19 protein-coding genes are annotated in these 24679 nt (G+C 68.5%); 15 read left to right on the forward strand and 4 right to left on the reverse strand.

All coding sequences use genetic code 11. The features are described from left to right. Nucleotides 1-32: 32 nt before the first annotated feature. The 10 genes from BLU09_RS21030 to cglE all read left to right on the forward strand — a co-directional run bounded on the left by BLU09_RS21030 (nucleotide 33) and on the right by cglE (nucleotide 14515). Nucleotides 33-803, forward strand: coding sequence for a hypothetical protein (locus tag BLU09_RS21030; protein ID WP_090491313.1), 771 nt, complete (start codon nucleotides 33-35; stop codon nucleotides 801-803). 146 nt (nucleotides 804-949) lie between these two features. Continuing rightward, entirely contained in the window at nucleotides 950-1624 is a 675-nt protein-coding gene (gene rplC, locus BLU09_RS21035) for a 50S ribosomal protein L3 (protein WP_090491314.1), read from the forward strand. Between the two features lie 386 nt (nucleotides 1625-2010). After that, a complete protein-coding gene (locus BLU09_RS21040) occupies nucleotides 2011-2832 on the forward strand; it encodes an outer membrane beta-barrel domain-containing protein (protein ID WP_186817661.1) in 822 nt (273 codons plus the stop codon). Nucleotides 2833-2844: 12 nt separating this feature from the next. Continuing rightward, complete coding sequence (locus BLU09_RS21045; RefSeq protein WP_090491316.1) at nucleotides 2845-4173, forward strand: outer membrane beta-barrel domain-containing protein; 1329 nt, start codon at nucleotides 2845-2847, stop codon at nucleotides 4171-4173. 23 nt (nucleotides 4174-4196) lie between these two features. Continuing rightward, nucleotides 4197-5735, forward strand: coding sequence for a tol-pal system YbgF family protein (locus BLU09_RS21050; RefSeq protein ID WP_090491317.1), 1539 nt, complete (start codon nucleotides 4197-4199; stop codon nucleotides 5733-5735). A gap of 214 nt (nucleotides 5736-5949) precedes the next feature. Continuing rightward, nucleotides 5950-9558, forward strand: coding sequence for a tetratricopeptide repeat protein (locus tag BLU09_RS21055; RefSeq protein ID WP_167371124.1), 3609 nt, complete (start codon nucleotides 5950-5952; stop codon nucleotides 9556-9558). Continuing rightward, complete coding sequence (locus BLU09_RS21060) at nucleotides 9555-11162, forward strand: tetratricopeptide repeat protein (protein WP_244171907.1); 1608 nt, start codon at nucleotides 9555-9557, stop codon at nucleotides 11160-11162. The genes BLU09_RS21055 and BLU09_RS21060 overlap by 4 nt, the downstream gene beginning before the upstream one ends. A gap of 196 nt (nucleotides 11163-11358) precedes the next feature. Beyond that, nucleotides 11359-11643 carry a hypothetical protein gene (locus tag BLU09_RS21065; protein WP_143043159.1) on the forward strand — a complete coding sequence of 95 codons (285 nt, stop codon included), beginning with the start codon at nucleotides 11359-11361 and terminating at the stop codon, nucleotides 11641-11643. 55 nt (nucleotides 11644-11698) lie between these two features. Continuing rightward, entirely contained in the window at nucleotides 11699-13759 is a 2061-nt protein-coding gene (locus BLU09_RS21070; protein ID WP_090491320.1) for a TonB family protein, read from the forward strand. A 153-nt stretch (nucleotides 13760-13912) separates the two neighbouring features. Continuing rightward, nucleotides 13913-14515 carry an adventurous gliding motility protein CglE gene (gene cglE, locus BLU09_RS21075; protein ID WP_090491321.1) on the forward strand — a complete coding sequence of 201 codons (603 nt, stop codon included), beginning with the start codon at nucleotides 13913-13915 and terminating at the stop codon, nucleotides 14513-14515. A gap of 92 nt (nucleotides 14516-14607) precedes the next feature. On the opposite strand, the gene typA is transcribed toward cglE, so the two are convergent. The 3 genes from typA to BLU09_RS21090 all read right to left on the reverse strand — a co-directional run bounded on the left by typA (nucleotide 14608) and on the right by BLU09_RS21090 (nucleotide 19179). Next, entirely contained in the window at nucleotides 14608-16455 is a 1848-nt protein-coding gene (gene typA, locus BLU09_RS21080; RefSeq protein ID WP_090491322.1) for a translational GTPase TypA, read from the reverse strand. Nucleotides 16456-16654: 199 nt separating this feature from the next. After that, nucleotides 16655-17596, reverse strand: coding sequence for an alpha/beta fold hydrolase (locus BLU09_RS21085; protein ID WP_090491323.1), 942 nt, complete (start codon nucleotides 17594-17596; stop codon nucleotides 16655-16657). After that, nucleotides 17593-19179, reverse strand: a complete 1587-nt coding sequence (locus BLU09_RS21090; RefSeq protein WP_090491324.1) for a sigma 54-interacting transcriptional regulator — start codon at nucleotides 19177-19179, stop codon at nucleotides 17593-17595. Before BLU09_RS21090 ends, BLU09_RS21085 begins: the two co-directional genes overlap by 4 nt. A 116-nt stretch (nucleotides 19180-19295) precedes the next feature. Between BLU09_RS21090 and BLU09_RS21095 the strand changes: the two genes are divergently transcribed. From BLU09_RS21095 to BLU09_RS21115, 5 genes are all read left to right on the forward strand, one after another. Beyond that, nucleotides 19296-20306, forward strand: coding sequence for a cation diffusion facilitator family transporter (locus BLU09_RS21095; protein ID WP_090491325.1), 1011 nt, complete (start codon nucleotides 19296-19298; stop codon nucleotides 20304-20306). Between the two features lie 105 nt (nucleotides 20307-20411). Then, nucleotides 20412-21446, forward strand: coding sequence for a hypothetical protein (locus tag BLU09_RS21100; protein ID WP_167371125.1), 1035 nt, complete (start codon nucleotides 20412-20414; stop codon nucleotides 21444-21446). Nucleotides 21447-21473: 27 nt separating this feature from the next. Beyond that, nucleotides 21474-22031, forward strand: a complete 558-nt coding sequence (gene rsmD / locus BLU09_RS21105; protein WP_090491327.1) for a 16S rRNA (guanine(966)-N(2))-methyltransferase RsmD — start codon at nucleotides 21474-21476, stop codon at nucleotides 22029-22031. Nucleotides 22032-22076: 45 nt separating this feature from the next. Next, nucleotides 22077-22559, forward strand: coding sequence for a pantetheine-phosphate adenylyltransferase (gene coaD, locus BLU09_RS21110; RefSeq protein ID WP_011553418.1), 483 nt, complete (start codon nucleotides 22077-22079; stop codon nucleotides 22557-22559). A gap of 47 nt (nucleotides 22560-22606) precedes the next feature. Beyond that, entirely contained in the window at nucleotides 22607-23797 is a 1191-nt protein-coding gene (locus BLU09_RS21115) for a pyridoxal phosphate-dependent aminotransferase (protein WP_090491328.1), read from the forward strand. Between the two features lie 4 nt (nucleotides 23798-23801). Here the strand turns inward: BLU09_RS21115 and BLU09_RS21120 are convergent, their stop codons facing one another. Further along, on the reverse strand, nucleotides 23802-24644 hold the full coding sequence (locus tag BLU09_RS21120) for a hypothetical protein (RefSeq protein WP_090491329.1): 843 nt from the start codon (nucleotides 24642-24644) through the stop codon (nucleotides 23802-23804). Nucleotides 24645-24679: the final 35 nt, after the last annotated feature.

Consider the following 24679-nt stretch of genomic DNA (forward strand, 5'->3'; position numbering starts at 1 on the left):
AGTTACCGTGCATTGGGCGTAGAAATCCGTTCATGGCGAAGGAGAGCTACAACGACCTCATCTTCCAGCTGGGCGATCTGGCTCGGGACAGGTTGCCGGGCAAGCCCACCTGTCCCCGTTCCATGGACCGCGTCTACCGCGCCGAAGAGGCGGTGGTGGCGCGCCGGGATGAACTGGCGGCGCTCGAGCAGGAGATGAACGACGAGGACGCGGCGTATTCGGACTTTCTCGCCGAGCAGGGCGAGGAGCGGGCGAAGCACGCCGTCATCGTCAAGAAGTGGAAGAAGGCGGTGGACGCCATCGACGGCAAGGTGAAGGAGCTGCGCAAGACGCTCGCGTCTCGCAAGGCCGAACAGCGCTACGCCGAGGATGGTCTGGTCAAGCTCGAGAAGAAGATCAGCGACATGGAGCTGACCGGCGAGCCGCCCGACAAGATCGAACTGGCCCGCGGCAACCTCAAGAAGAACCGGCTCCAGCAGATGCGGCTCGGTCGGCAACTGGAGGATCTGGAGTCCAGCCTGGCCACCGCCCTCACGCCCGTGCCCGGTCAGCCCGGCGCGGCCGGCATCCTGGCGCACAAGCGCATGCTGGAGATGGAGGACGAGGCGGAGGAGCGGAAGCTCGACCACGAGCACCGCATGGCGGAGCTCGACCAGGCCATCGCCGCCAAGGAGGAACAGGTCCAGGCGGCGGAGGATTATCTGGATCAAGCACTGTTCCTCCTGGGCGAAGACGTGTATGCACAGCGCATCAACGATGCGCAGCTCGCACCGTTCTACCCGCGGTTGGATCGCGCGCAGTGAGAGAGGCACCCGCCCGTAGTGCTTGACGGCGGGGACCTGTCTGCTACATTGCGCCGCTTCCTGGCGACCGCGGGGACGCGTGCAGTCCAGGTCATTGAACTTATTGGGTTTTTCCGCGCCACCAGCGCGCTGGCAGTGAGGACGACGTGAAGGGTCTGATTGGCAAGAAGATCGGCATGACCCAGGTGTTCAACGATGAGGGCAACCTCGTCCCGGTCACGGTGATCGACGTGGGCACCTGCCAGGTCGTTGGCAAGCGCACCCCGGAGAAGGACAGCTACTCTGCGGTGACTCTGGGCTTTGGTGAGATCCGCGAGAAGATTCTCAACCTGGCCGAGCGCGGCTTCTTCAAGAAGGCCAACGCGCCTTACCGCCGCCACCTGAAGGAATTCCGCGTCACGCCGGAGGAGGCTGCCTCCTTCAACGTGGGTGACGCCGTCAAGGCGGACATGTTCGCCAAGGGCGAGCTGGTCGACGTGACCGGCATCACCAAGGGCCGCGGTTTCTCCGGCGTCATGCGCCGCTGGAACTTCAAGGGCTCGCAGACGAAGACGCACGGTACGCACGAGTACCAGCGTCACCCGGGCGCCATCGGTCAGCGTAAGACGCCGGGCCGCGTGTACCCGAACAAGAAGATGCCCGGTCACTACGGCGTGGATCAGGTCACCACCCAGAACCTGACCGTGGTGGACGTGGACGTGGAGAAGGGCCTGGTGCTCGTGAAGGGTGCCGTCGCCGGCCACAACAACGGCGTCGTCTACATCCGCCCCAGCATCAAGGCGGCCATGCGCGCGCAGCACAAGGCCGCGCGCGGCGCGTAGTTCGCTGCTGAGCGTCTGAACGCTCGAAGCGCCCCGCTTCCGGGCCCGATTCGTCGGGCATCCGGGCGGGGCGTTTGTCTTGCGGGGCAGGGTGCGTGCGGTTTCCGCAGGTGGGCAGGTGTCTGCCCCGCGTGACGACCCGGCTGCCTGCTTCATCACGTCCCGTGCCGTGGGATGCCCCGGAAACGTTGACCGGTGGGCGTCCGGTGGGGACGACCGTGAAAAGAATTCCGACTCCAGGCCACCTCGGCTTGTCGGTCGTGGAAGCCGTGCGCACATCCAGGCCCCACGGAGGAGTCTGAGCGTCAGGTGACGCGGACTCCGTGGCTCGGGGAGTTCCTTGCACTCCCGCTCATGGCGGCCCACCTCACGGGCCGGGCAGGATTATGATCGCACGCACGCTCTGCGCCTTTGCTTCGTTGACCGTCTCGCTGGCGGCGCCGGTTGCCGCGGCACAGGACGACGAGAACGTCCTGGACAACGTCGTCGTCCGCAACCGGCTGTACGAGCCGGGCGGCAAGTTGGAGCTGTCCTTCGGGGTCGGGCTGCCGCTCCAGACACACCTGACGGCGCACTACGTCTTCAACGCCGGGGTGGCCTACAACCTCTTCAACACCTTCGCGGTGGAGGCTCGGGCCGGCTACGCGGCCAGCCGTCACACGGGCCTGGCGCGCTCCATCTCCGAGAGCTTCCTCAACCGCGAGGACAAGCGCGTCACCGACGAACTCGAAGACCTCTGGCAGATGAACCTGCACGGGGTGGCCGGTGTCCGCTGGGCGCCCATCTACGGGAAGCTCAGCCTGCTGTCGGACCTGCCGGTCCACTTCCAGACCTACGTCTGGGGGGGCGGGGGCCTCGCCTCGTTCAAGCGCAACTCCGTGATCCAGTGCACGCAGGTGGTGAACCGCGAGCTGGGCATCTGCGACAACCGCACGTCGGTGGATGATCGCGGGTCGGCCACCCAGAACTTCTGGGTGAATGAGTCGCGGGTCGCCCCGGTGGTGTCGGCGGCGGTGGGCTTCCGCTTCTTCATCCTGGATACGCACGGCGTGCGCCTGGAGCTGCGCGACTGGGTCTTCCGGGACAACTACCGCGTCAACCTGGAGCGCGACGCGTGGGAGGCGGGGCAGGCGACGGGTGAGCCCGCGCGCAGCCCTGGCCTCACGCACCTGGTGCAGTTCGACCTTGGCTACACCTTCTCCTTCTAGGTCCACCTGACTATGCGACCGTTCCTGTCCCTCGCGCTCCTTGTCGCCACGGCCACGCAGGCCGCGCCACGCGTCCCGGCTCCGGCCTTCGCGTTGGCGCAGGTCCAGCAAGTGCCCGCGCCCGGTGCGGAGACGTCCGTGCCGCCACCGTCCATGCAGCCTCAGTCGCTCCCGGAGGCCCCTGTCGGGCCCGCGACCCGGCCTGAGCCGCTGGTGCCCGCCGAAGCCTCGGAAGCGTCCGCGCCGCCCGCGGGTGTCCGCCCCAACGCGGCCCCGGCACAGGGCACCGACGAGGTGCCCGTGAGCGAGCCTTCCCGTGTTGACGACACCGCGCCGGTGCCCGCCGCCGAGCCCGCGCCCACCGTGGAGACGGACTCCGCTCCCGCGACGACAGACATGGCGGGGCAGGAGGCGCCGCCGGTTCCCGATGATGCGCCGGTGCTGGCGTCCGACCTGGGCTCCGATGCGCCGCGCACCACGGATGCGCAGCAGCAGCGGCTGGTGAACGGAGCGCCGCTCTACAACCCCAACGTGTCGGTGCACATCGTCCAGAAGAAGCGCTTCGCGGACGAGGGCCGCCACGAGCTGACGGTGTACCCGGCCACGCTGCAGGTGAACGGGAAGTACACCCGCCACGCGGGCACGGCGGCGCACTACACCTACCACCTGCAGGAGAACTTCGCCCTCCAGGTGATGGGCCAGTACAACTGGTACTCGAACGAGAGCGACTTCAACCTGGAGCTCATCGACAAGGTCCGTGAGCAGGCGCAGGCGGCCTCGTCGCTGCTCCTGGTGTGGGGCGCCCACGCGGGCGTGGAGGTGACGCCGCTCTACGGCAAGTTCGCCTTCCTCAACAACTCGCTCGCGCAGTTCAGCGTGGTGCTCAGCGGCGGCGCGGGCATCGGCTCCACGCGCCACCTCATCCGCCCCGCGGTGACGAATGATGTGGAGGGCGAGTCGTTCCAGGTGCCCGCGCGCTTCGGTGACACGGGCACCAAGTTCATGGGCTCGGTGGGTGGGGGTTTCCGGCTCCAGTTCGGCGAGTCGTACGCGCTGCGCGTGGAGGTGCGGGACCTCATCTACACCGCGCGCGTGGACCGGGTGGACGGCTGCAACCTGGCGGACTTCGAGGCGCTCGAAGCGGCGCGTTCCACCAACCAGGACTTCGCCTCGCTGAACCTGAGCGGCAGCTGCCGCTACGAGAAGTTCGACGGCGTCGACCCGAAGACGAAGAAGAACTACCGCGAGGACATCATCCTGGGCCGGGACCTGGTGGCCGAGCCGTCCTCGGACGTCCTCAACAACGTGAGCTTCTACGCCGGCTTCTCAGTCCTCTTCTGATGCTCAGGAAGGCCCGAACCGCCATGAAACGACTGCTCAGTCTCTTCGTCGCCCTGGCGCCGCTCGCGGTGTCCGCCCAGCCTGATTCGGGTGGCTACAACCGCGCGCTGGCCGCCTTCAACGCCGGTGACATGGACACCGCCGCGCCCCTCTTCTTCGAACTCGCGGAGAGCGCCTCCGACGCGGAGGTGAAGGGCAAGGCGGAGTACTTCCTCGGACAGGCCCTGGCCCAGAAGGGCCTGCCCGTGGCCGCCTTCATCGCCTATGCGGCCATCGTCAATGCCGGACCCTCGCACCCCTCGTATCTCAAGGCGGTGGAGGGATTGGTGGACATGCAGCAGCAGCTGGATGAGCACAACCTCATCCCCAGCATCCTCAACCAGGCCTACACCGACGAGGTGCGCGACCGCTGGGTGACGCTGCCCAAGGAAGTGCTCGCGCGCATCAACTACCTGGTGGGCACGGTGAGCCAGCGCAAGAGCCGCTTCGAGGAAGCGCGCTCGCTGCTGGAGGCGGTCCCCCAGGACAGCCGCGTGTATGCGAAGTCCCGCTACTTGCTCGGCGTGGTGCTGGCGGACCCGCGCTTCCCGGGCCGTCCCGGCGAGTCCTCCGTGTTGGACAAGGACGCGCTGGCCGCCTTCAACGCGGTGCTGGCCGCGAAGGAGGGGCAACTGGACTTGCGCGCCACGCAGCACCTGGCGCTCATCGCCCTGGGCCGGCTCCACTACCGCCGCGGTGAGTACACCGACGCCAGCGCCGCTTATGAGCGGGTGCCGCGCTACTCGCGCTATTGGGACCAGGCCCTCTTCGAGAACGGCTTCGCGCGCTTTCAGAACGAGGACTTCGGCGGGGCGCTCGGCAGCCTCCAGGCGCTGCATGCGCCGCAGTTCGCCGGGGCCTTCCAGCCCGAGTCGTGGATTCTCAAGGCGACCGTCTATTACTACTCGTGCCTCTACGACGAGGTGAAGACGACGCTGGCGGCCTTCGACGAAATCTACGGGCCCATGGAGCGGCAACTGGAGCCTTTCACCGGGGAGGACGTGCCGCTGGTGCAGTCCTTCAACCTGGTGGCGGCGGAGAACCGCCGGTTGCCGCGCCCGGTATACCTGTGGCTGCGCAACAACGAGCGCATCCGCGAGGTGATGCGGATGCTGGAGCGCGTGGACAACGAGAAGCGTGCGCTGACGAACGGACGCTGGCGCGGCACGCCGCTGGCGGCGCAGTCCACCGCGTCGCTCGAGGAGGTGCGCGGGACGCTGCTTCAGGTGGGCGGCACGCTGGCGCAGAGCCGCATCCGTGAGGCAGCGGACAATCTGCGGACCTTCTCCGACCAGGCGGAAATCATCCGCGTGCAGACGGCATTGGATGAGAAGGACTTGCTGCAGGCCGGCGTGGACCAGAAGGCGCTGCTGACGCGGCAGTCGCTGTATCGCCCGAAGATGCCGGGCGCGGCCTGGAACTACTGGAAGTTCCAGGGCGAGTTCTGGATCGACGAGATTGGTTATTACCAATACACGCTGAAGCGTGGCTGCCCGGCGAAGACCGCTGAACAGCAGCCGTAGGTTCACGAGCGCCGCCGTCACGCATGCACGTACCTTGAGGGGCCGGCTCCACGCGACACCGCGTGGAAGCGGCCCCTCTGTCGTTGTTGACAGTGCGCAAGCACCATTCCACCGCCACTTCTCAATCCAGAAGTGCGCATCTACTTTCCGTCGTCCCTCGTCAGTGGGTGCTGGATTGCCCGCATGCCGGGGCGGCTTCACGGCAGGAGCTCGCATGAAGGTGGTTCTTCGTTTCGGTGCGCTGGCGGTGGGCGCGGTGCTCATCACTGGCGGGGTGGGAGAGGCGGCGGAAACGCAGGCCCGCAAGGGGGGGAAGAAGCCCGCCGCGGCGTCCGCGTCGAAGACCTCCGGTGCGTCCAGCAAGGCGGGCGGGAAGAAGAAGTCCGCGAAGGCCCAGGTCGACCGCAAGGCAGAGGAGAAGGCTCCGCCGCCGGGGGTTGCGCCGGAGGATGTGCGGCAGGGGCCGGCGCGCGTTCAGCCTGCGTCGGCGAAGTTCGCGGAGCTGCCCCGCATCCCGGACGCCAAGCGGGACGCGCTGGCGGACAAGAAGCGCGACGAGGCCATCGCCGCCTTCAAGCGCCTCATCCCCAAGCTGCGGGACGGCAATCCGCAGAAGGCGGAGATGCTCTACCGCCTGTCGGAGCTCTACTGGGAGAAGTCCAAGTACCTCTACCAGCTGGAGATGACGCGCTTCCTCGCGGCGGAGAAGGACTACGACGCGGCCGTGGCGCGCGGCGAGAAGGTGGAGCCGCCCAAGAAGAACCACGCGGACAGCGAGCGCTACCGCACCGAAACGATGGGCATCTACGAGGACATCCTCCGCGCGTACCCGGACTATCCGCAGCGCGACGAGGTCCTCTTCTCCATGGGGTACAACTACTACGAGCTGGGACGCCGCGAGGACGCGGTGGCCCGCTACGAGGAGTTGATCCGCGACTTCCCGAAGTCGCAGTTCGTGCCGGACGCGTACATCCAGCTCGGCAACCACTACTTCGAGAACAACAAGCTCATCCCCGCCAAGGAGAACTATGAGAAGGCGCGGGACTCGGGCGTGCCGAAGATCTACGGCTACGCCGTCTACAAGCTGTCCTGGTGCGACTACAACACCGGCGACTACGAGCTGGGGCTGAAGAAGCTCCACGAGGTGGTGGACTACGCCGCGAAGAGCCCCGAGCTGGGTGATCTGCGCACCGAGGCGCTCAACGACCTGACCGTCTTCTACGTCCAGTTGGACCAGCCGAAGGAAGCCATCGCCTACTTCAAGGCGAAGGCGCCGGCGCAGCGCGTGGGCCGCCTGCTGGCCAAGACGGCCGCGGGCCTGGTGGACGCGGGCCACTTCGACAGCGCCATCCTCACGTACCGCACGCTCGTGGACGACGAGCCCATGGGCGCCAGCGCGCCGGAGTACCAGCAGGCCATCGTCCGCGCCCACGAGGGGCTCCGCCAGCGCCAGCTGGTCCGCAAGGAAATGAAGCGGATGGTGGACCTCTACAGCCCCGGTGGCGAGTGGTGGAAGGCCAACGAGGGCAAGACGACCGTCCTCCGCAACGCCTTCAACGTCACCGAAGAGGCCATGCGCGTCATGGTCACCGAGTACCACCAGGAGGCGCAGAAGACGCGCCAGGTGGAGACCTACCGGCTGGCGCGTGACATCTACAAGCAGTACGTGGACGCGTTCGCCTCCAACGCGAACCCGGACTTCGTGGCGGACTCCGCCTTCAACCTCCGCTTCTTCTACGCGGAAATCCTCTGGGCCCTGGAGGAGTGGGAAGCGGCGGCGGCCGAGTACGACGCCGTGGTGGCCTTCAAGATTCCGGACCGCGACACCGCGCGCGAGGTCTCCAACGAGACGTACCGCAAGAGCGCTGGGTACAACGCCATCCTCGCCTACGACAAGTTGGTGAAGATCGAGCGCGGCCAGCTCGCCAGGAGCGACCTGCGCGACGGCCAGAAGGTTGACGAGAAGAAGGACAAGGGCGACGTCGCCAAGCAGAAGATCGTCAAGCGCGACGCGAAGGACCGCGAGGAAGAGGCGCTCACGAAGTTCGAGGACCGGCTGGTCGCCGCGTGCGACGTCTACGTGAAGCTGTATCCGAACACGCAGGACGAAATCGACCTGCGCTACCAGGCCGCCGTCATCCTCTATGACCGCAGCCACTTCGTGGACGCGGCCCGGCGCTTCGGCGAAATCATCGAGAAGTTCCCCGAGGAGCGCCGCTCGCGCGACGCGGCCGACCTCACCATGTACGTGCTGGAGAGCCGCGAGGAGTGGCTCGAGCTGAACACGCTGTCGAAGAAGTTCCTGGAGAACAAGAAGCTGGCCAAGCCCGGAACGGACTTCGCCGTGCGCGTCAGCCGCGTCGTCGAAGGCAGCCAGTACAAGTGGGTGGACGAGGTCGTCTACAAGAAGGAGAAGAACCCGAAGAAGGCCGCCGAGGAGTTCCTCCGCTTCGTGTCCGACTTCCCCAAGTCAGAGAACGCGGACCGTGCGCTCACCTACGCGATGGTCATCGCGCAGGAGGCGGGCGAAATCGACAAGGGCCTGGCCGCGGGTGAGCGCTTCCTCAAGGAGTACCCGCGCAGCCCCTTCGAGCTGAAGGCGCGTTACTCGCTGGCGGGCCTCTACGAGAAGGTCGCTGAGTACCGGAAGGCCGCCGTCATGGCGGAGTCCTTCGTGGCCAGCTACGACGCCGCGATGAAGGCGGACGATGCCAACGGCAAGCGCAAGGCGACCAAGACGGCCGCCAAGGCGAATGTCGCGCCGGGCGCCGAGGACGCGGAGTCCAAGCGCGAGCGGAAGGCCGCCGAGCGCAAGGCGCTGCTGGAGGAGGCCGGAGGCTGGCTGGCGGATGCGCAGTTCAATGCGGGCGTCTGGTGGGAAGGCGCGGGTGAGCCGCAGAAGGCCGTGGCCGCCTACAACACGTATGTCTCCCGCTTCAAGGACCGCAAGGACGTGCCGCAGGTGGCCTTCGCGGCGGCGCTCGCGTGGGAGAAGGAGAAGAAGTGGAGCGAGGCGGCCCGGGCGTTCGGCGCCTTCGCGGAGACGTACGGCCGTGACTCGCGCTCCAGCTCCGCGCAGGTGTACCAGGCGCGCTACCACGAGCTGCTGGCGTACGAGCAGCTGAAGAACGTACGCGAGCAGGAGCGCGTGCAGGGCGAGCTGGTGCGGGCGTGGAACCGGCTGCCGGAGAGCGCTCGCAAGGACGCGGCGGTGCTCAATGCCTACGGCCATGCGCGCTTCCTGTCGCTGGAGCCGGCGTGGAAGCGCTACGTGGGCATCCGCTTCTCGCGGGTGAGCACCATCCGACGGGACCTGGCGGCGAAGCAGAAGGAGATTCAACGGCTGGAGAAGGAGTACCTCGCCGTCCTGTCCACCGGCTCCGGTGACTGGGGCATCGCGGCGCTCACGCGCATCGGCCTGGCCTATGCCGACTTCGCGCGCAACATCATGGACTCGCCGGACCCATCCGGGCTCGATGAGGAGCAGCTCGCCATGTACCGCAGCGAGCTGGAGAACCTGGCGTTGCCGCTGGAGGACAAGGCCGCCGAGGCCCTGGAGAAGGCGCTGGAGAAGGCCTACGAGCTGGGCGTCTACAGCCCGTGGACCCTGGCCGCGCAGGACCAGGTGAACCGCCTGCGTCCGGGGGCCTACGCGCAGGTGCGACAGGTGAACTACCGCGGCAGCGACACACTCGTCCGCTCGGACCTGGTGCGCGTGCTGGAAGGCGCCACCGCGACGACGCCGGTCCCGGAGGATTCCTCGATGCCCTCGGATGACGAGGCGCAGGCACCCACGGCGGCGCGCGGGGAGGTGCTGCGATGAAGCCGTTTCGCATCGATTCCTTTCAGGTTGGGGCGGGGAAGACGCAGATGACCTGGTTCCGTTCGCTCCTCGTCGGCTCGCTGGCCTTGACGGCGGCGTGCGCCTCGGGGCCTCAGAAGAAGCAGACCGCCGCGCCGGAGGTGACGCCGCCCGCGGCGCAGCAGCCCGCGCCCGAGCAGAAGCCGGTGCCGCCTCCCGCGCAGAAGTCCGGCAGCGCGCAGTCCGCCTTCGCGGCGGCGCTCCAGTCCTATGAAGCAGGGGACCTGGACGGCGCGCGCAAGGGCTTCGAGGCGGTGGTGGATGAACTGCCGCAGAGCCTCAACGCGCAGTTCAACCTGGGCGTCATCGCGGAGCGCCAGGGCCGTCCGGATGACGCGCGCGTGGCCTACGAGAAGGTCCTCCTGCTGGACCCGGCGCACGTGCCCGCGGTGGTCAACCTGGGCGTCATGTACCGGGAGCAGGGGCGGCTGGACGAAGCCATCGCGTTGTTCCAGCGGGCGCTGAAGACGCCGGGGCGCGAGTACGACGCGTCGCTGCTCAACAGCCTGTCCGTCACCTATCGCGTCGCCGGAAAGCTGGACGAGTCCGAGGCCGCCGCGCGCCGCGTGCTGGTGCGCAACAAGGACAACCCGGGGGCGTACAAGAACCTGGCGCACGTGGCCTACGCACGGGAGAAGTACCGGCTGGCGGAGCTGCTGGCCGGCAACGCGCGCAAGCACTCGGAGAACGACCCGGCGCTCTACAACCTGCTGGGCATGGTCTACCTGAAGCTGGACGACCGGGCGCGCGCGCTGGTGCAGTTCCAGAAGGCCATCTCCCTGGATGCGAAGTTCACCCCGGGCTACCTCAACCTGGGCGCCCTGGCGCTGAGCTACCGCGACTACGTGGGCGCCGAGCGCTCCTTCGGCAAGGCCGTGGAGCTGGAGCCGGGTTCGCCGGACGCGACGCTGTACCTGGCCTGGGCGCTGGACGGGCAGAAGGGGCGCGACCCGAAGAAGGGCCTGGCCGCGGGCGAGGCGTTCGAGAAGGTGCTGGCCACGCGCTCGGACCTGCCGGAGGCCGTGTGCGGCGCGGGCTGGGCGTATGCGTCGGACCGCGCGGGCTGGCAGAAGGCCATCGCGTTCCTCGACCGCTGCAAGGGCCTGGAGACGACGACCGACAATGACAAGCAGATGATCACCGCCAAGGTCCAGGGCCTGCAGAACATGCTCAAGGCCCCACCGCCCGAGGCCGCGCCCGCCACCGCGGAAGGCGAAGGGGGTGGCGCTCCAGCGGATGAGGCCATTGGCGGCGGTGGTGCGCAGCCCGCGCAGGGCGCCGAGGGCGTGGCGCCTGGACAGGGCTCGGATGTGGCGCCGGCAGGCAACGCCACGGGCGGCGCGGGCGCCCAGCCTGGGCAGGGCACGGATGCGATGCCCGCGGACGGCGCGACCGGTGGCGCGGCCACCCAGCCCGAGCAAGGCATTGGCACGACGCCAGAGGATGACGCCACGGGGGGCTCGGGTTCCGAGCCCACTCCGGACGATGTTCCGCAGGGTGATGCCTCCAGTGGCAGTGGGGCGCCGATTGCTCCCGCTGGGGAAGGTACGCCCGCAGGCAAGTGAAGCGGCTTTCCTGGGGGCGCGGCGCTCGTCGCTCGCACAGTGGGCGGGGGCTGGGTTGGACAGGCGGGCTGGAGTTTTGACGAAGAGGGACGGAACTTTTTTCCCCTCTCCAGGCAGCAGTACCCGGATGAGCAGGCGAGCTCCTCTGGATTCAAGGACTTGAGGTTGGATCGCGCTGTGCATTGGGAGGTTGAGCATGAGGCGACTGGTATCAGCGGTGGTGGTGCTGGGCCTGTGGGCGGCACCCTCGGTGGCGATGTCACAGGAGCCGAGAGACACGGTGAAGGTCGTCCAGGAGGAGGACCGCACCGTCTTCCGGAAGAAGACGGTCATCGACTTCACGGATGTAGCGGTGGAAGGCGAGCTCACGAAGCCTGAGGGCTCGTACGTCCTCCACCGGAAGAAGACGGACTTCCAGAGCCTCATCAAGGTCCGGGACAACTTCGATCCAGAGCTACAGAAGTCAGTCGACAACCTCTAGCGGCAGCGGGCGGCGGCAGTCGTTCTAAGGGCGGAAGGGAAGAGGGAAAATCCTCATGGCGGCGGCGAAGAACAACGGCTTGACGCTTCGGATCACCGGGCCGGATGGCTCCACGGCGGAAGCCGTGTCGGAGGCCGAGAGCGTCATTGTGGGGTCGGGCGCTCAGGCGGCAGTGAAGATTCAGGACCCGCGGGTCTCGAATCTCCATGTGATGCTGAAGGTGGACAAGGATGGCTCGGTCACAGCCATCGACCTGGGCAGTGAGGGTGGCACGGAGGTGCGGGGACAGCGGCTCGTCCTCCCCACGGCGCTCAACCCCGGGGACGTGTTGATGGTGGGCGGCAGCCGGGTGGAGGTGCTCTTCGGAGCGACCCAGCCCGAGCGTCCACATCCCGCGGGGGCGCGCGTGGCGGGGCCGGTGTTCCAGGGGCCGGTGGCCACGCCACCGCCGCCGCCGCCGCGTGGCATGCAGCTGCAGACGCAGACGCAGACGCGCGCGGACCTGCCGAAACTGGTTCCCACGCCGCCGCCGCCCATGCGCCAGGTGTCCACGGCGCTGGGCAACCGCGTGGAGCGAGTGGCCTCTCCCGGTGTGATGCCGGTCGAGCCGCCCCGGCAGACGCCTCCGGGGCTCCAGCCTCGCACGACGCCCTCCACGGCGCGGATGCCCACGCCGAATGCGGCGAACACGGCCACGCCGCGGCGGACGGTGGCGCCGCACCTCCAGGAGCCGCTGCCTCCCGAGGCCATGCCCACGCCCGAGGCGCGCGTCCTCCAGGTCGCGCTGCTGTGGGGCGACACCCTGCTGGAGGTCCAGCACTTCAAGGACGGCGTGCCCGTCACCATCGGCGAGGCGAAGCAGAACTTCTTCAACGTCTTCGCGCCGTCAGTGGGCAAGAGCCACGTGCTGGCCGTCAGCAAGAAGGATGTGCTGGAGGTGCGCGCTCCCGCGGGCTCGCGCGCCTTCGTCACCAACCAGGGCAACGTGCGCACCAAGGACGCGCTGCGGGCCGCGGGCGCGCTCTCCGGCCAGGCCGGTGACGCCGCCGAGCAGCGCTTCACCCTGGGCCTGCACGACCGGGTGGAGGTGTCGCTGGGCACGGTGTCCTTCGTCGCGCGCTACGTGAAGCCGTCTCCGGTCATCACCGCCGCGTCGCTGAAGGACTCCGATTTCACGTTCTTCAAGATCACCAGCATCTGCATGCTGGCGGGCCTGGCGGTGGTGTTGGCCATGGTGCTGACGCCGCGCCAGGAGCTGCCGCAGAGCGCGGACATCTTCGAGTCCCAGCAGCGCGTGGCGAAGTTCCTCATCACCCCGGAGAAGCGGCTGGAGGCGAAGAAGCTCCAGCTGTCCGCGCCGGAAGAGGGCGCCAAGGCGAAGGACGAGGAAGGTAAGTTCGGCAAGGAGGATGCGAAGCAGCAGGAAGCGGCGCCCTCCAAGCCCGGCACGCCCGTGGTGGACAAGAGCAAGAAGGAGAAGGACCGCCAGGCGGTGGGCAAGGCCGGCCTGCTGGGCGCCTTCAAGGGCATGAAGGGTGGGGCATCCGACGTGTTCGGTCCCGGCGGCTTCGGCACCGGCATCAACGACGCGCTGGGCGGCCTCAAGGGCGGCGCGGCCATGGGTGACGCGCAGGGCGTGGGCGGCGTGGGCTCGCGTGGCACGGGCAAGGGCGGTGGTGGCACCGCGCTGGGCATCGGTGGGCTCGGGACGCAGGGCACCGGCCGTGGCACGGGCGGGTCGGGCGGCATCGACCTGGGCGGCCGTGGCAAGTCCATCACCAAGGTCATCCCCGGCAAGACGACGGTGGTGGGCGGCCTGGACAAGGACGTCATCGCCAAGGTCATCCGGCGGCACCAGGGGGAGATCAAGTACTGCTACGAGTCGGAGCTGAACAAGGACCCGAGCCTCGCCGGCAAGGTGGCGGTGGCCTTCGTCATCGACCCCACGGGCGCGGTGTCCGACGCGAGTGTCGCCGAGACGACGCTGAACAACGCCGCGGCGGAGCGCTGCATGCTGTCGCGAATCCGCCGCTGGAAGTTCCCGGAGCCCAAGGGCGGCGGCGTGGTGTCGGTGACGTACCCCTGGCTCTTCTCGCCCGCGGGCACGGGAGGGTGAGCGGCGGTCGCGGCCTGTGAAGGACCCAAGTGGCGTGGACGAAACGGTCCACGCCACTTTCGTTTTTCCCCCACTGCCGGTTCTGGGGGGCCGTCATTAACGTCTGCGGCGCTCCCGCGTTGCGCTGGGAGGGCACGTCTGTCGGGAGGACCCGTGAAGAAGTCTCAGTTGATTGCCGCGCTCGCGCTGCTGTCGTCTCCGGTTCTCGCGGCCACACCGCCGGAAGGGGTGGCGTTCGAGCCGCGCCGTGGTTTCTTCACCGAGACGGACATCGGCGTGTTCTTCACCGTGGGCGGAGAGAACGTCTACTCCAACGCCCAGACGTACCTTCAGCTCGGGGTGGGGTACGACCTCACGGAGAAGATGTCGCTGGGGGCGCACTTCGGGCTCGGCTCGTCCGCGCAGAACTGCTTCGCGGGCTACCTGCCCGGCACGGAGACGTGCGCGCTGTCGGACAACTTCACCATGGCCTTCTTCAACCTGTCGGCGGCCTACCACGTGCGTGTCATGGACCGGCTGTTCCTCACGCCCAAGGTGGTTGCGGGCTACACGCGGCTGGATCCGGCGCCCGTGGACCCCGACGAGGGCGACCCGGGACGCGCCGTCAGCGCGCCCAACGCGGGCCTGGGCTTCGGCGTGGAGTACGCCACGGGCATGGACCACTTCTCCGTCGGCGCGGACCTGCTGGCCCGCTACATCATCGGGCCCAACATCACCTCCTTCGCCATCTTCCCGAAGGTGAAGTACACGTTCTGAAGCCCGCATACACGAAGGGCCCGCCCCCAACGCAGTGGGAACGGGCCCTGGTGATGCGGAGCGCCCCGTGAGCGCTCCAGCAGAGCGAAGGCCTACTCGCCTTCGGCCGCGCGCTCCTCGCGCTTGCGGTCACGCTCGGCGCGGTAGCGCTCGCCCACCGCCAGCGCCTTCTTGCGCATGCGGATGGACTTGGGCGTCACCTCGACCAGCTCGTCGTCGGCGATCCACTCCAGCGCCTTCTCCAGGCTGATTTCCCGCGGCGGGGTGAGGATGACGTTCTCGTCGCGGCCGGCGGCGCGGATGTTGGTGAGCTTCTTCTCACGGCAGCAGTTCACGTTCAGCTCGGACGCGTGCGAGTGCTCGCCGATGATCATGCCCTCGTACACCGTGGTGCCGGCGCCGATGAAGAGCGAGCCACGCTCCTGGATGCTGAAGAGCGCGTAGGGCACGGTGTCGCCCAGGCGGTCGGAGACGATGGCGCCATTCTGCCGCTTGGGGATGTAGCCGAACCACGGCTCGTAGCCATCGAACTGGCTGCTCATGATGCCTTCGCCACGGGTGATGGTGAGGAACTCCGAGCGGAAGCCGATGAGGCCGCGCGCGGGGATGCGGAACTGGAGCCGCGTGCGGCCCGAGCCCAGGGTGCCCATGTCCACCATGCGGCCCTTGCGGGGCCCCAGGCGCTCCGTCACCGCGCCCACGCTGTTCTCCGGCACGTCGCAGAAGAGCAGCTCCATGGGCTCGTGGACCTGGCCGTCGATCTCCTTGGTGATCGGCTCCGGGTTGGAGGCCGTCAGCTCGTAGCCCTCGCGGCGCATGTTCTCGATGATGACGGCCAGGGCGAGCTCGCCGCGGCCCACCACGCGGAACGCGTCCGGCGTGTCGGTGTCCTCCACGCGGACGCCCACGTTGCGGTAGGCCTCGCGGTAGAGGCGCTCGCGCAGGTTGCGGGAGGTGACGAACTTGCCTTCCTTGCCCGCCAGCGGCCCGTCATTGACCTTGAAGACCATCATCATCGTGGGCTCGTCCACGGTGATGCGGGGCAGGGGCACCGGCTTCTCCGCGTCGGCGATGGTGTCGCCGATGGAGATCTCCTCGATGCCGGCGATGGAGACGATTTCACCCGGACCTGCGTCCGGAATCTCCACGCGCTTCAGGCCGGAGAAGCCGTACAGCTTGACGATTTTACCCGGCTGCACCTTGCCGCCCTCGCGGCAGACGGAGACGGGCATGTTGGCGGTGATGCGGCCGGACTGCACGCGGCCCACGGCCAGACGGCCGACGTAGTCGTCGTAGTCCAGGTTGGCGACGAGCAGCTGCAGCGACGTCTCCTCCGACTTCGGCGGAGGCGGGATGTGGTTGATGATGGCGTCGTACAGGGGCTCCAGCGTCTTGCCGGGGACCTCCAGCTGCGTGGACGCCTGACCCTGGCGGGCGATGGTGTAGAGGACGGGCATCTCCAGCTGCTGCTCGTCCGCGCCCAGGTCGATGTAGAGCGAGTACACTAGGTCCAGCACGTCCTTCGCGCGGGCGTCCTGGCGGTCGATCTTGTTGATGACCAGCACCGTCTTCAGGCCCATGGCCAGGGCCTTGCTGAGCACGAAGCGCGTCTGGGGCAGGGGGCCTTCGGCGGCGTCCACCAGCAGGATGACGCCCTCAACGAGGCGCAGACCCCGCTCCACCTCACCACCGAAGTCGGCGTGACCCGGGGTGTCGATGATGTTGATCTGCATGCCCTTGTAATTGACCGCGGTGTTCTTCGCGAGAATGGTGATGCCCTTCTCGCGCTCGAGGTCGTTCGAGTCCATCACCCGTTCGGCGACGTGCTCGTTGCTACGGAAAGTGCCCGCCTGGCGAAGCAGGTGATCGACGAGCGTGGTCTTGCCATGGTCGACGTGAGCGACAATGGCGACGTTACGAATATTTTCGCGAGGAATCATACGAACCGAACTGTGATGGCAGGTGGGGAACGCCCGAGGACGCCGGGGCTTCCGAACCCCACCGGAACCCGGGAGGTCGGCGCTTATATGCCGCGAGTGCGTCCCCTGCAATGCAGCCGGAAGCCCAGCGTTCGTGCGAGCGGGTTTTCACTCCTGTCACCCATGAACAACGGCAGGGGGCCGGCCCCTTCCGGAGGGCTCAGGGGCCAGCGGGAGGGCTCACCACCGGTGTAGGCGGGGGGGAGGGGGCGCCGGTACGCACGTTCAGTCGCTCCCGGAGGAAGCGCTCGACGCGGGCCTCCACCCGCCCGGGGGCTTCGAGTGGGGTGGTGTGGGTGCCTTCGGGGATGAGCTCCAGCTCGGCGCCGGGGATCCGGTCGGCCATTTCCTCGGAGATCCAACCCGGCGTGAACTTGTCCTGGCCGCCCGCCACCACCAGCGTGGGGACGTCCACATGAGGCAGGTGGTCCCACGCGTTGTGCTCCGCCATGGACTCCAGGGTGCGGACGAAGACGACGGGGTCCATCCGGGCCAGGTGGTCGAAGTAGGGGGCCAGGTCGTTGCGGGCGATGCGCTCCCGGTTCATCTCCAGGGTGATGGCCAGCTGCACGGCCAGCTCCGTGCGCAGCACCGTGTGGATGATGCGGGCGGACTGCTCCGGGTAGCGCTCCACCACGCCGCGGATGAGCGGGAACGCCCGCTTGAGCACGGTGGAGTCGTGGAAGGTGTCCAGCGGGTTGCCGTAGCTGCCGCACACCAGGACGAGCCCGCATACGCGCTGGGCGTAGCGGCGCTGGAACTCCAGCGCCACCTGGACGCCCATGGAGTGGCCGAAGAGGACGACGCGCTCCATCCCCACGGCGTCGAGCATCCGCCGCAGGTCATCGCAGGTGTACAGCATGCCGATGCGAGAGCGGTCCTCGGGGACGGTGGAGCGGCCGTGGCCCCGGTAGTGCCAGCGCAGCACGCGGTGGTTCCGGACCAGGTAGGGCGCCAGGTACTTCCAGGCGAAGCCGTCACAGCCCAGGCCGTCACAGAAGACCATGCCCGGAAGGCCGTCTCCCTGGACCTGGTAATACAGCTGCGCGCCATCCGGGACGCGCAGGCGGTCCTGGTGGAAGTACCGCGTGCCGGGGCTCATGCGTCGCCCATCTCCGCCTCGTCCTCGGGCAGGCCCTTGTCCAGGCCGTAGCGTGAAATCTTCAAGATGAGGTTGGAGCGGCTGATGCCCAGCTCGCGCGCCAGCCGGCTCTTGTTGTAGCGCGTGCGCATCAGTCCCTGCTGAATCATCTCCCGCTCCAGGGCTTCCACGGCCTCGTGCAGCTTGCCGTGGGCGCGCGGAGAGATGAAGGGGCCTCCTCCGGGCAACACGGCGTCGCGGATGCGGCTGGAGATGAGCTCTGCGGGGATGGTCTCCAAGTCGCCCCCCAGCACGAGCAGGCGTTCGATTTCGTTCTCCAACTCGCGGATGTTCCCCGGCCACGCGTACGCGCCCAGGATGGCCAGGGCCTCCGCGTCCAGCCCCCGCGCGCGCTGGCCCTCGCGGTGGTGCTTGCGCAGGAAGTGGTCGATGAGGACGGGCATGTCGTCGCGCCGCTCCCGCAGGGGCGGCAGCTGCACGCGGATGACGTTGATGCGGTAGTAGAGGTCCTCGCGGAACTCGCCCCGCTTCACCAGCTCGCTCAGGTCCTTGTGGGTGGCGGCGATGACGCGGACGTTGACCTCCTTGAGCTGCGTGCCGCCCACGGGCAGGAAGGTTCCCTCTTGGAGCACGCGCAGGAGCTTCACCTGCAGCGCGGCGGACATGTCGCCCACTTCATCCAGGAAGAACGTGCCGCTGTCGGCGACCTCGAAGAGGCCCTTCTTGTCGCGCAGCGCGCCGGTGAAGGCGCCGCGGGTGTGGCCGAAGAGGGCGCTCTCCAGCAGGTTGTCGTTGAAGGCGGAGCAGTTCTGCACCACGAAGGGCTGCTGCGCGCGCGGGCCGCTGAGGTGGATGGCGCGGGCCACCAGCTCCTTGCCGGTGCCGGACTCGCCATTGATGAGGACGGTGGAGTCGGAGTTGGCCACCTTCTCCATCAACCGGAACACCTCCATCATGGGCCCGGAGCGCCCGATGATCTTCTCGAAGCGGTAGCGGTCGCTCAGCTCACGGGACGACCCGGGCGTGCCGTCCTCCTGCCGGGAGGCCTCCGCCGCTTCGTGGTTGGCGATTTCATTCGCCGCGCACTCGAGCAGGTCGGACAGCTTGCTCAGCTCGGCGCCGTCCAGGACGGGAACCTGCTCGCTCCACCCGTCCAGGGCCACGTGCTGCGGGGCGAACTGGCGCACCTTCGACTTGAGGACGTCTGCTTCGCGCGCGTCAAGAGGCTGGCGGGCGAAGCCCTCGACGAAGAGGAACCCCTCGTATTCGTTGGCGATGTAGAGGGGCGCGCCCACGATGCTGAAGTTGAGGTGGCAGTCGTGGATGAGCGAGCGGCGCACCTTCTTGTTGGCCTTGAACTTCTCGTTCAGTACACGGACGGACTGGCCGCAGCGCCGCAAGCCCTCTTTTGAGGTCAGGGCGGCACGGCAGAAGGCGTTCGGCGGCGGGCTGACTTCCCCGCGCTGCCACTCATGCACCACGCCGTGGCGGTCCGCGAACGCCAGCTCGACCTGCCACCACTTGCGGATGACATCCCTGAGCATGATGATGGTGTGCAGGTTCAGATGCTTCCCGTAGTCCATCCCCACCTCCGTCGCGTCTCCCCACGCTCCGGAGCAGGGGATGCCGGGCCTGGCGGCAGCCAGATTCCCGGCCTCTCATACCTCATGACTGGGCATTAGCCGCACCCCTCACTCCCGTGACTACTTCCCCTTACACCCGCGGTGAATCCGGGCATGGCCACGAGCATGACCACGGCGACGGGCATGGCCACGGCCATCATCATCATCATGGCCATGGGCACGGCCATGGGCACGGTCCCCGGAGGGGCGGACTGGCGGAGGAGCGGAAGAAGGACAAGCGTCGGCTCATCTTCGCCCTGGTGCTGACGGCCACCATCGCGCTGGCGGAGGCGGTGGGCGGCTGGTTGACGAACTCGCTGGCCCTGATGTCCGACGCGGGCCACATGCTGACGGACGTGTCCGCGCTGGCGCTGAGCCTGGTGGCGCTGTGGTTCGCGGGCAAGCCGGCGGACGTGAAGAAGACGTACGGCTACTACCGGATGGAGATCCTCAGCGCGCTGCTCAACGGCGTGCTGCTGATGGGCATCACCGGCTTCATCCTCTATGAGGCCTGGGAGCGGGTGCGCTCGCCCGCGCAAGTGGACATCGGGCCCATGGCCATCGTGGCGTCGGTGGGCCTCTTGGCCAACCTGGGCGCGCTGGGGTTCCTGCACCGCTCCCACTCCATGAACGTGCGCGGGGCCTTCCTGCACGTGCTGGGGGATACGCTGTCATCGGTGGGCGTGCTCGTGGGCGCGGGCATCATGGCGTACACGGGCTGGTACGTCGTGGACCCCATCATCTCGGTGGTCATCTCCATCGTCATCGTCATCGGCGCGGTGCGGCTGGTGCGCGACGCGGTGGACGTGCTGATGGAGGCGGTGCCGGCGCACGTGGACCTGGCGCAAATCAAGGAGCTGATGCTGCGCGCGCAGGGCGTCACGGCGGTGCATGACCTGCACGTGTGGACCATCTCCAGCGGCGTGTACGCGCTGTCCGCGCACCTGGTGGTGCAGGACCCCATGGTCTGCAACAACGACGAGATTCTCTCCGCGGTGAAGCACGACCTGTACGACCGCTTCGGAATCGACCACACCACGATTCAAATCGAGAGCGAGACCTACTCCCACCTGGGCGAGGTCCACTGACGGCCCTGGGGCCCGGCCGGGGCACCCCGGCCGCGTGCCCCAGCGGACGCTCCCAGCAGCTTCGCCTTGCCTCGGGCGGCGCGGGCGGATGATTCTCCGCGCTCCATGAACGTGCTGGACAAGGTGCTGACGTTACGGCCGGGGAACACGGTGGCGCGGGTGGGCGCGGGTTCGCGCGTTCCGCTGCTCAATCCCCGGGAGCTGCTGCGTGCCCTGGCGGAGGCGCCGGTGGCGCTGCCATGTCTGCCGGTCCAAGCGAAGGGCGCCTTGCCGGGCCTGCTGCGCGCGGCCCGGTCGGAAGACGCCGTGCTGGGGCTGGCCTGCCCACACCCGCTGTCTGACCGGGGGGCGCCCGAGCGCTTCGTCATGGCCGCGCACCAGGCGGCCGCCGAGGCGGAACACGCGCGGCCCCTGTTCCTCCAGGCCGGGCCCATTCGGGTGGCCCGGGCGGACGCGGACACGCTGGACGCCCTGAAGGATGGCATCTACCGCGTGGTGGACGCCGGCTTCTCGCTGGTGTCGTTGGACCTGTCCCGGCTGGACTCCTACGAGGCCGTGGAGGCCGTGAATGCCCTGGTGGCGCCGGTGACCGAGCGCGAACTGGCGCTGGAGCTGACGGGACCGGCCGCTTCTGGCGGGTTCGTGGACGCGTACCGGACGCTGCTGGAGGGCCTCAGGCAGTGGAAGGTGCCAGTGGACTTCGTCCGTGTGCCGGAGTCCGCGCTAGGTGAGGGCGAGCCGGACGTGCGGCTGCTGCGGAGCCTGGTGGAACTGGCCGCGGAGTACGACGCCGTGCTGTCGGTGGGTGAGGCGGGCTCGGCGCTGGCCGGCGGGCTGCCCACCTACGTGGCGGCGGGCGTGCGCAAGGTGGACTGCGTGGGCGGCTTCGAGCGGCTCGCGCTGGGGGCGTGGCTCCCGGAAGTCCGCGCCAGCGTGGAGGAGAAGGCCACAGCCGCCGGGCTGCCCGCGGGCCAACTGCTGAGCGTGCTGGAGGAGCAACTGCCGCCGCTGGACGACGCCGCGCGGGAGAAGCTGGAGGCCCTGTCCTTCATGGAGACCACCGAGGTACTGGCCGCGCTGGGCGCCACGCGCACGGGGCAGGCGTCATTGCGCTTCCTCGCGGAGAAGCGGGGCGACTGAGGCCGGAGCGCGGTGTAGAAGGGGCCCATGCGAATCGTCGCAGGCACCGCCAAGGGCCGCGCCCTGGCCGGCCCCAAGTCCTCCTCCCTTCACATCCGTCCCACGGCCGACCGCGTCCGGGAGACGCTCTTCAACGTGCTGGGCCAGTTCCTGGACGGCCAGCGGGTGCTGGACCTCTACGCCGGCACTGGCGCGCTGGGCCTGGAGGCCGTGTCTCGCGGCGCGGGGCAGGCGGTGCTGGTGGACCAGGACCGCGAGGCGCTCACCCTGTGCCGTGAGAACGCGCAGGCCGTGGGGCTCGCCGGGCAGGTGGAGGTGCTGTCCGCGCCGGTGGCCCGGGCGTTGGAGACGCTGAAGCGGCGGGGCGACCGCTTCGAGCTCATCTTCGCGGACCCGCCGTATGCCGCGCGCGTGGTGGAGACGGTGCTGGACGGCATCGTGGCCGCCGGGCTGCTGACCCCCTCTGGCATGGTGGTGGTGGAGCACGACAAGCGCGAGGCGGCGCCGGACACACATGCCGGGCTTGACCGGGAAGACCAGCGCCGCTTCGGGGACACGTTGGTGAGCTTCTATCGGGCGCCGTGAGCAGTCCTTGACCGGCTCCCGGGGGCATCCGAGACTTCCCGGCACATGCTGGTCGCCATCTATCCTGGTTCTTTTGATCCGCTCACCAACGGGCACCTGAGCCTCATTCAGCGCAGCCTGAAGATGTTCGATCGGCTCATCGTGGCCATCGCGGTGAACCCGAAGAAGACACCGCTCTTCTCCGAGGAGGAGCGGCTCACGTTGATTCGAGAGGCCGTCCAGGACGACCGGGTGGAGGTCGACGCCTTCCACGGCCTGCTGGTGGACTACGTGCGGCGCCGCAACGCGGGCGTCATCGTCCGCGGGCTGCGGGCGGTGTCGGACTTCGAATACGAGTTCCAGCTCGCGAACATGAACCGCAAGCTGGCGCCCGACGTGGAGACCGTCTTCATGATGACGGGGGAGGACTACTTCTACATCTCCTCCAACCTCGTCCGGGAGGTGGCCTCCTTCGGTGGGGACGTCACCGGGCTGGTGCCGCCCAACGTGCACGAAGGTTTGAAGGCCAAGTTCGCTGGACGGAAGTAGCAGGCAGTCCCCTTGTCCGGCGTGGGGCTCCGCGTTAGGCAGGGGACATGAAACTCGCTCACCGGCTCCAGGCCATCAAGCCGTCTCCGACGCTCGCTCTCAACTCGCGCGCCAAGGCGCTCGTCGCCAAGGGTGTGGATGTAGTCGTCCTGGCCGCGGGGGAGCCGGACTTCGATACGCCGGATTACGTGAAGCAGGCCGCGGTGGACGCACTGCGAGCGGGCTTCACCAAGTACACCCCGACCAACGGCATCCCGGAGCTGCGCGAGGCCATCTGCGCCAAGCTCGAGCGGGACAACGGCTTGCGCTACACGCCGGACCAGGTGCTCGTCACGTCGGGTGGCAAGCAGGGCCTCTACAACTTCTGCCAGGCGGCGCTGGAGGAGGGGGACGAGGTCATCATCTTCGCGCCCTTCTGGGTCAGCTACCCGGACATGGTGCGGCTGGCGGGTGCCACGCCCGTCATCGTCCCCACGCGCGAGGAGGACGGCTTCGCGCCGGACCCGGACGCCATCCGCCGCGCGCTGACGCCGCGCACGCGCGCCGTCATCATCAACAGCCCAGGCAATCCCACCGGCGCCGTCTATTCGCGCGCGGCGCTGGAGCGCATCGCGGAGGTGCTGCGGCCCCACGATTGCCTCATCGTCACGGACGACATCTACGAGAAGCTGCTCTACACCGACGAACGCCTGGGCATCAGCGACGTGGCGCCGGACCTGGTGCCGCGGCTGGTGGTCGTGAACGGCATGAGCAAGGCGTACTCCATGACGGGCTGGCGCCTGGGCTACGTCGCTGGGCCCAAGCCGCTGTTGGCCGGCATGCAGATGGTGCAGGACCAGTCCACGTCCAACGCCTCCTCCATTGGCCAGAAGGCCGCGCTGGCGGCGTTGCAGGGGCCGCCGGACACCATCACCGCCATGGTGAAGGAGTACCGCGAGCGCCGTGACTTCTTCATCGCGGGACTGAACGCGCTGGACGGCGTGCGCTGCCGGATGCCCGAGGGCGCCTTCTACGCCTTCGCGGACGTGCGGGGCCTGCTGGGCCGGTCGTACAAGGGCAAGCCGGTGACGTCCGCGATGCAGCTGTCGGAGATCCTCCTCGACGACTTCCGCGTCGCCGCGGTGCCCGGCGAGCCGTTCGGCGCGGACGGCTACGTGCGCATGAGCTTCGTCACCTCGCGCGAGGTGCTGCAGAAGGGCCTTGCCCGGCTGGGTGAGCTGGTCAAGGCCCTGAGCTGACCGCTCAGTCGGTGTAGGCGAAGGCGCGGAACTCGTCGCGGTACTTGCGGTAGACGAGGACGGCGGGGCGGCCGGAGAGGTTACCCACGGCCGTCCACACGTCCTTGGGGTTGCGGAGGTCCAACCCCAGCCGCGCGGGCGCCTTGCCGTACTTCTTCTCCATGGCCTCCAGCGGCATCACCTCGATGTCATATAGGGTGATGAGGTCCGTGCGCTTCAGTCGCAGCTGCTTCACCCACGCCGACACCAGCTCCTCCGGCGTGGCGTAGCGCTCCGCCTCCAGGCTGAACGGGTAGAGCAGCTCGTTCGAAGCGGTGCGGACGTCCCCCGTCAGCAGGGACTGAAGGAGGAAGCGCGCGTCCGCCTGGATGTCCTTGCGGATCTGCTCCTCGGGGGACAGCGGCGGCGCCTCCGGGATGGCGTCGCGCTTGAAGTCGGCAAAGCCGGGAGGCAGTTCGACCGGCGGTGCGTCCGCAGGGGGCGGTGTGGGCGCCGCGCGGGGCGGCTCGGCGGTGGCTGCCGACTTCGGAGCGGCGGGGGCCTCGGCCTTCGGGGCCGCGGCCTCGGCCTTCTTGGCGGCGGCGGTGCCTCTCTTCTTGGCGGGTGCCTCAGAGGGAGCCGGCACAGCGGGCGCTTCAGCGGCCGGTGGCGTCGCGGGCGCCTCGGCTTGTTTGGGCTCCGCCTCGGCTTGTTTGGGCTCGGCCTCGGGCGTGGGCTCCGCGGGCGTGGGGGCCGTCACCGCGGCGGGTGGCGGGGGCTGGGCGCCTTCGGCCGCGGGGGCGGCGGCATCCTGGGCGAGGGCGGGGGACGCGAGCGAAACGAGCAGTGCCAGGGACCAGTGGCGCATGGAACCTCCGTGGGCGGCGGAGCCTAGCAGAGGAC

This window comes from Myxococcus virescens (assembly GCF_900101905.1).
Taxonomy (GTDB): Bacteria; Myxococcota; Myxococcia; order Myxococcales; family Myxococcaceae; genus Myxococcus; species Myxococcus virescens.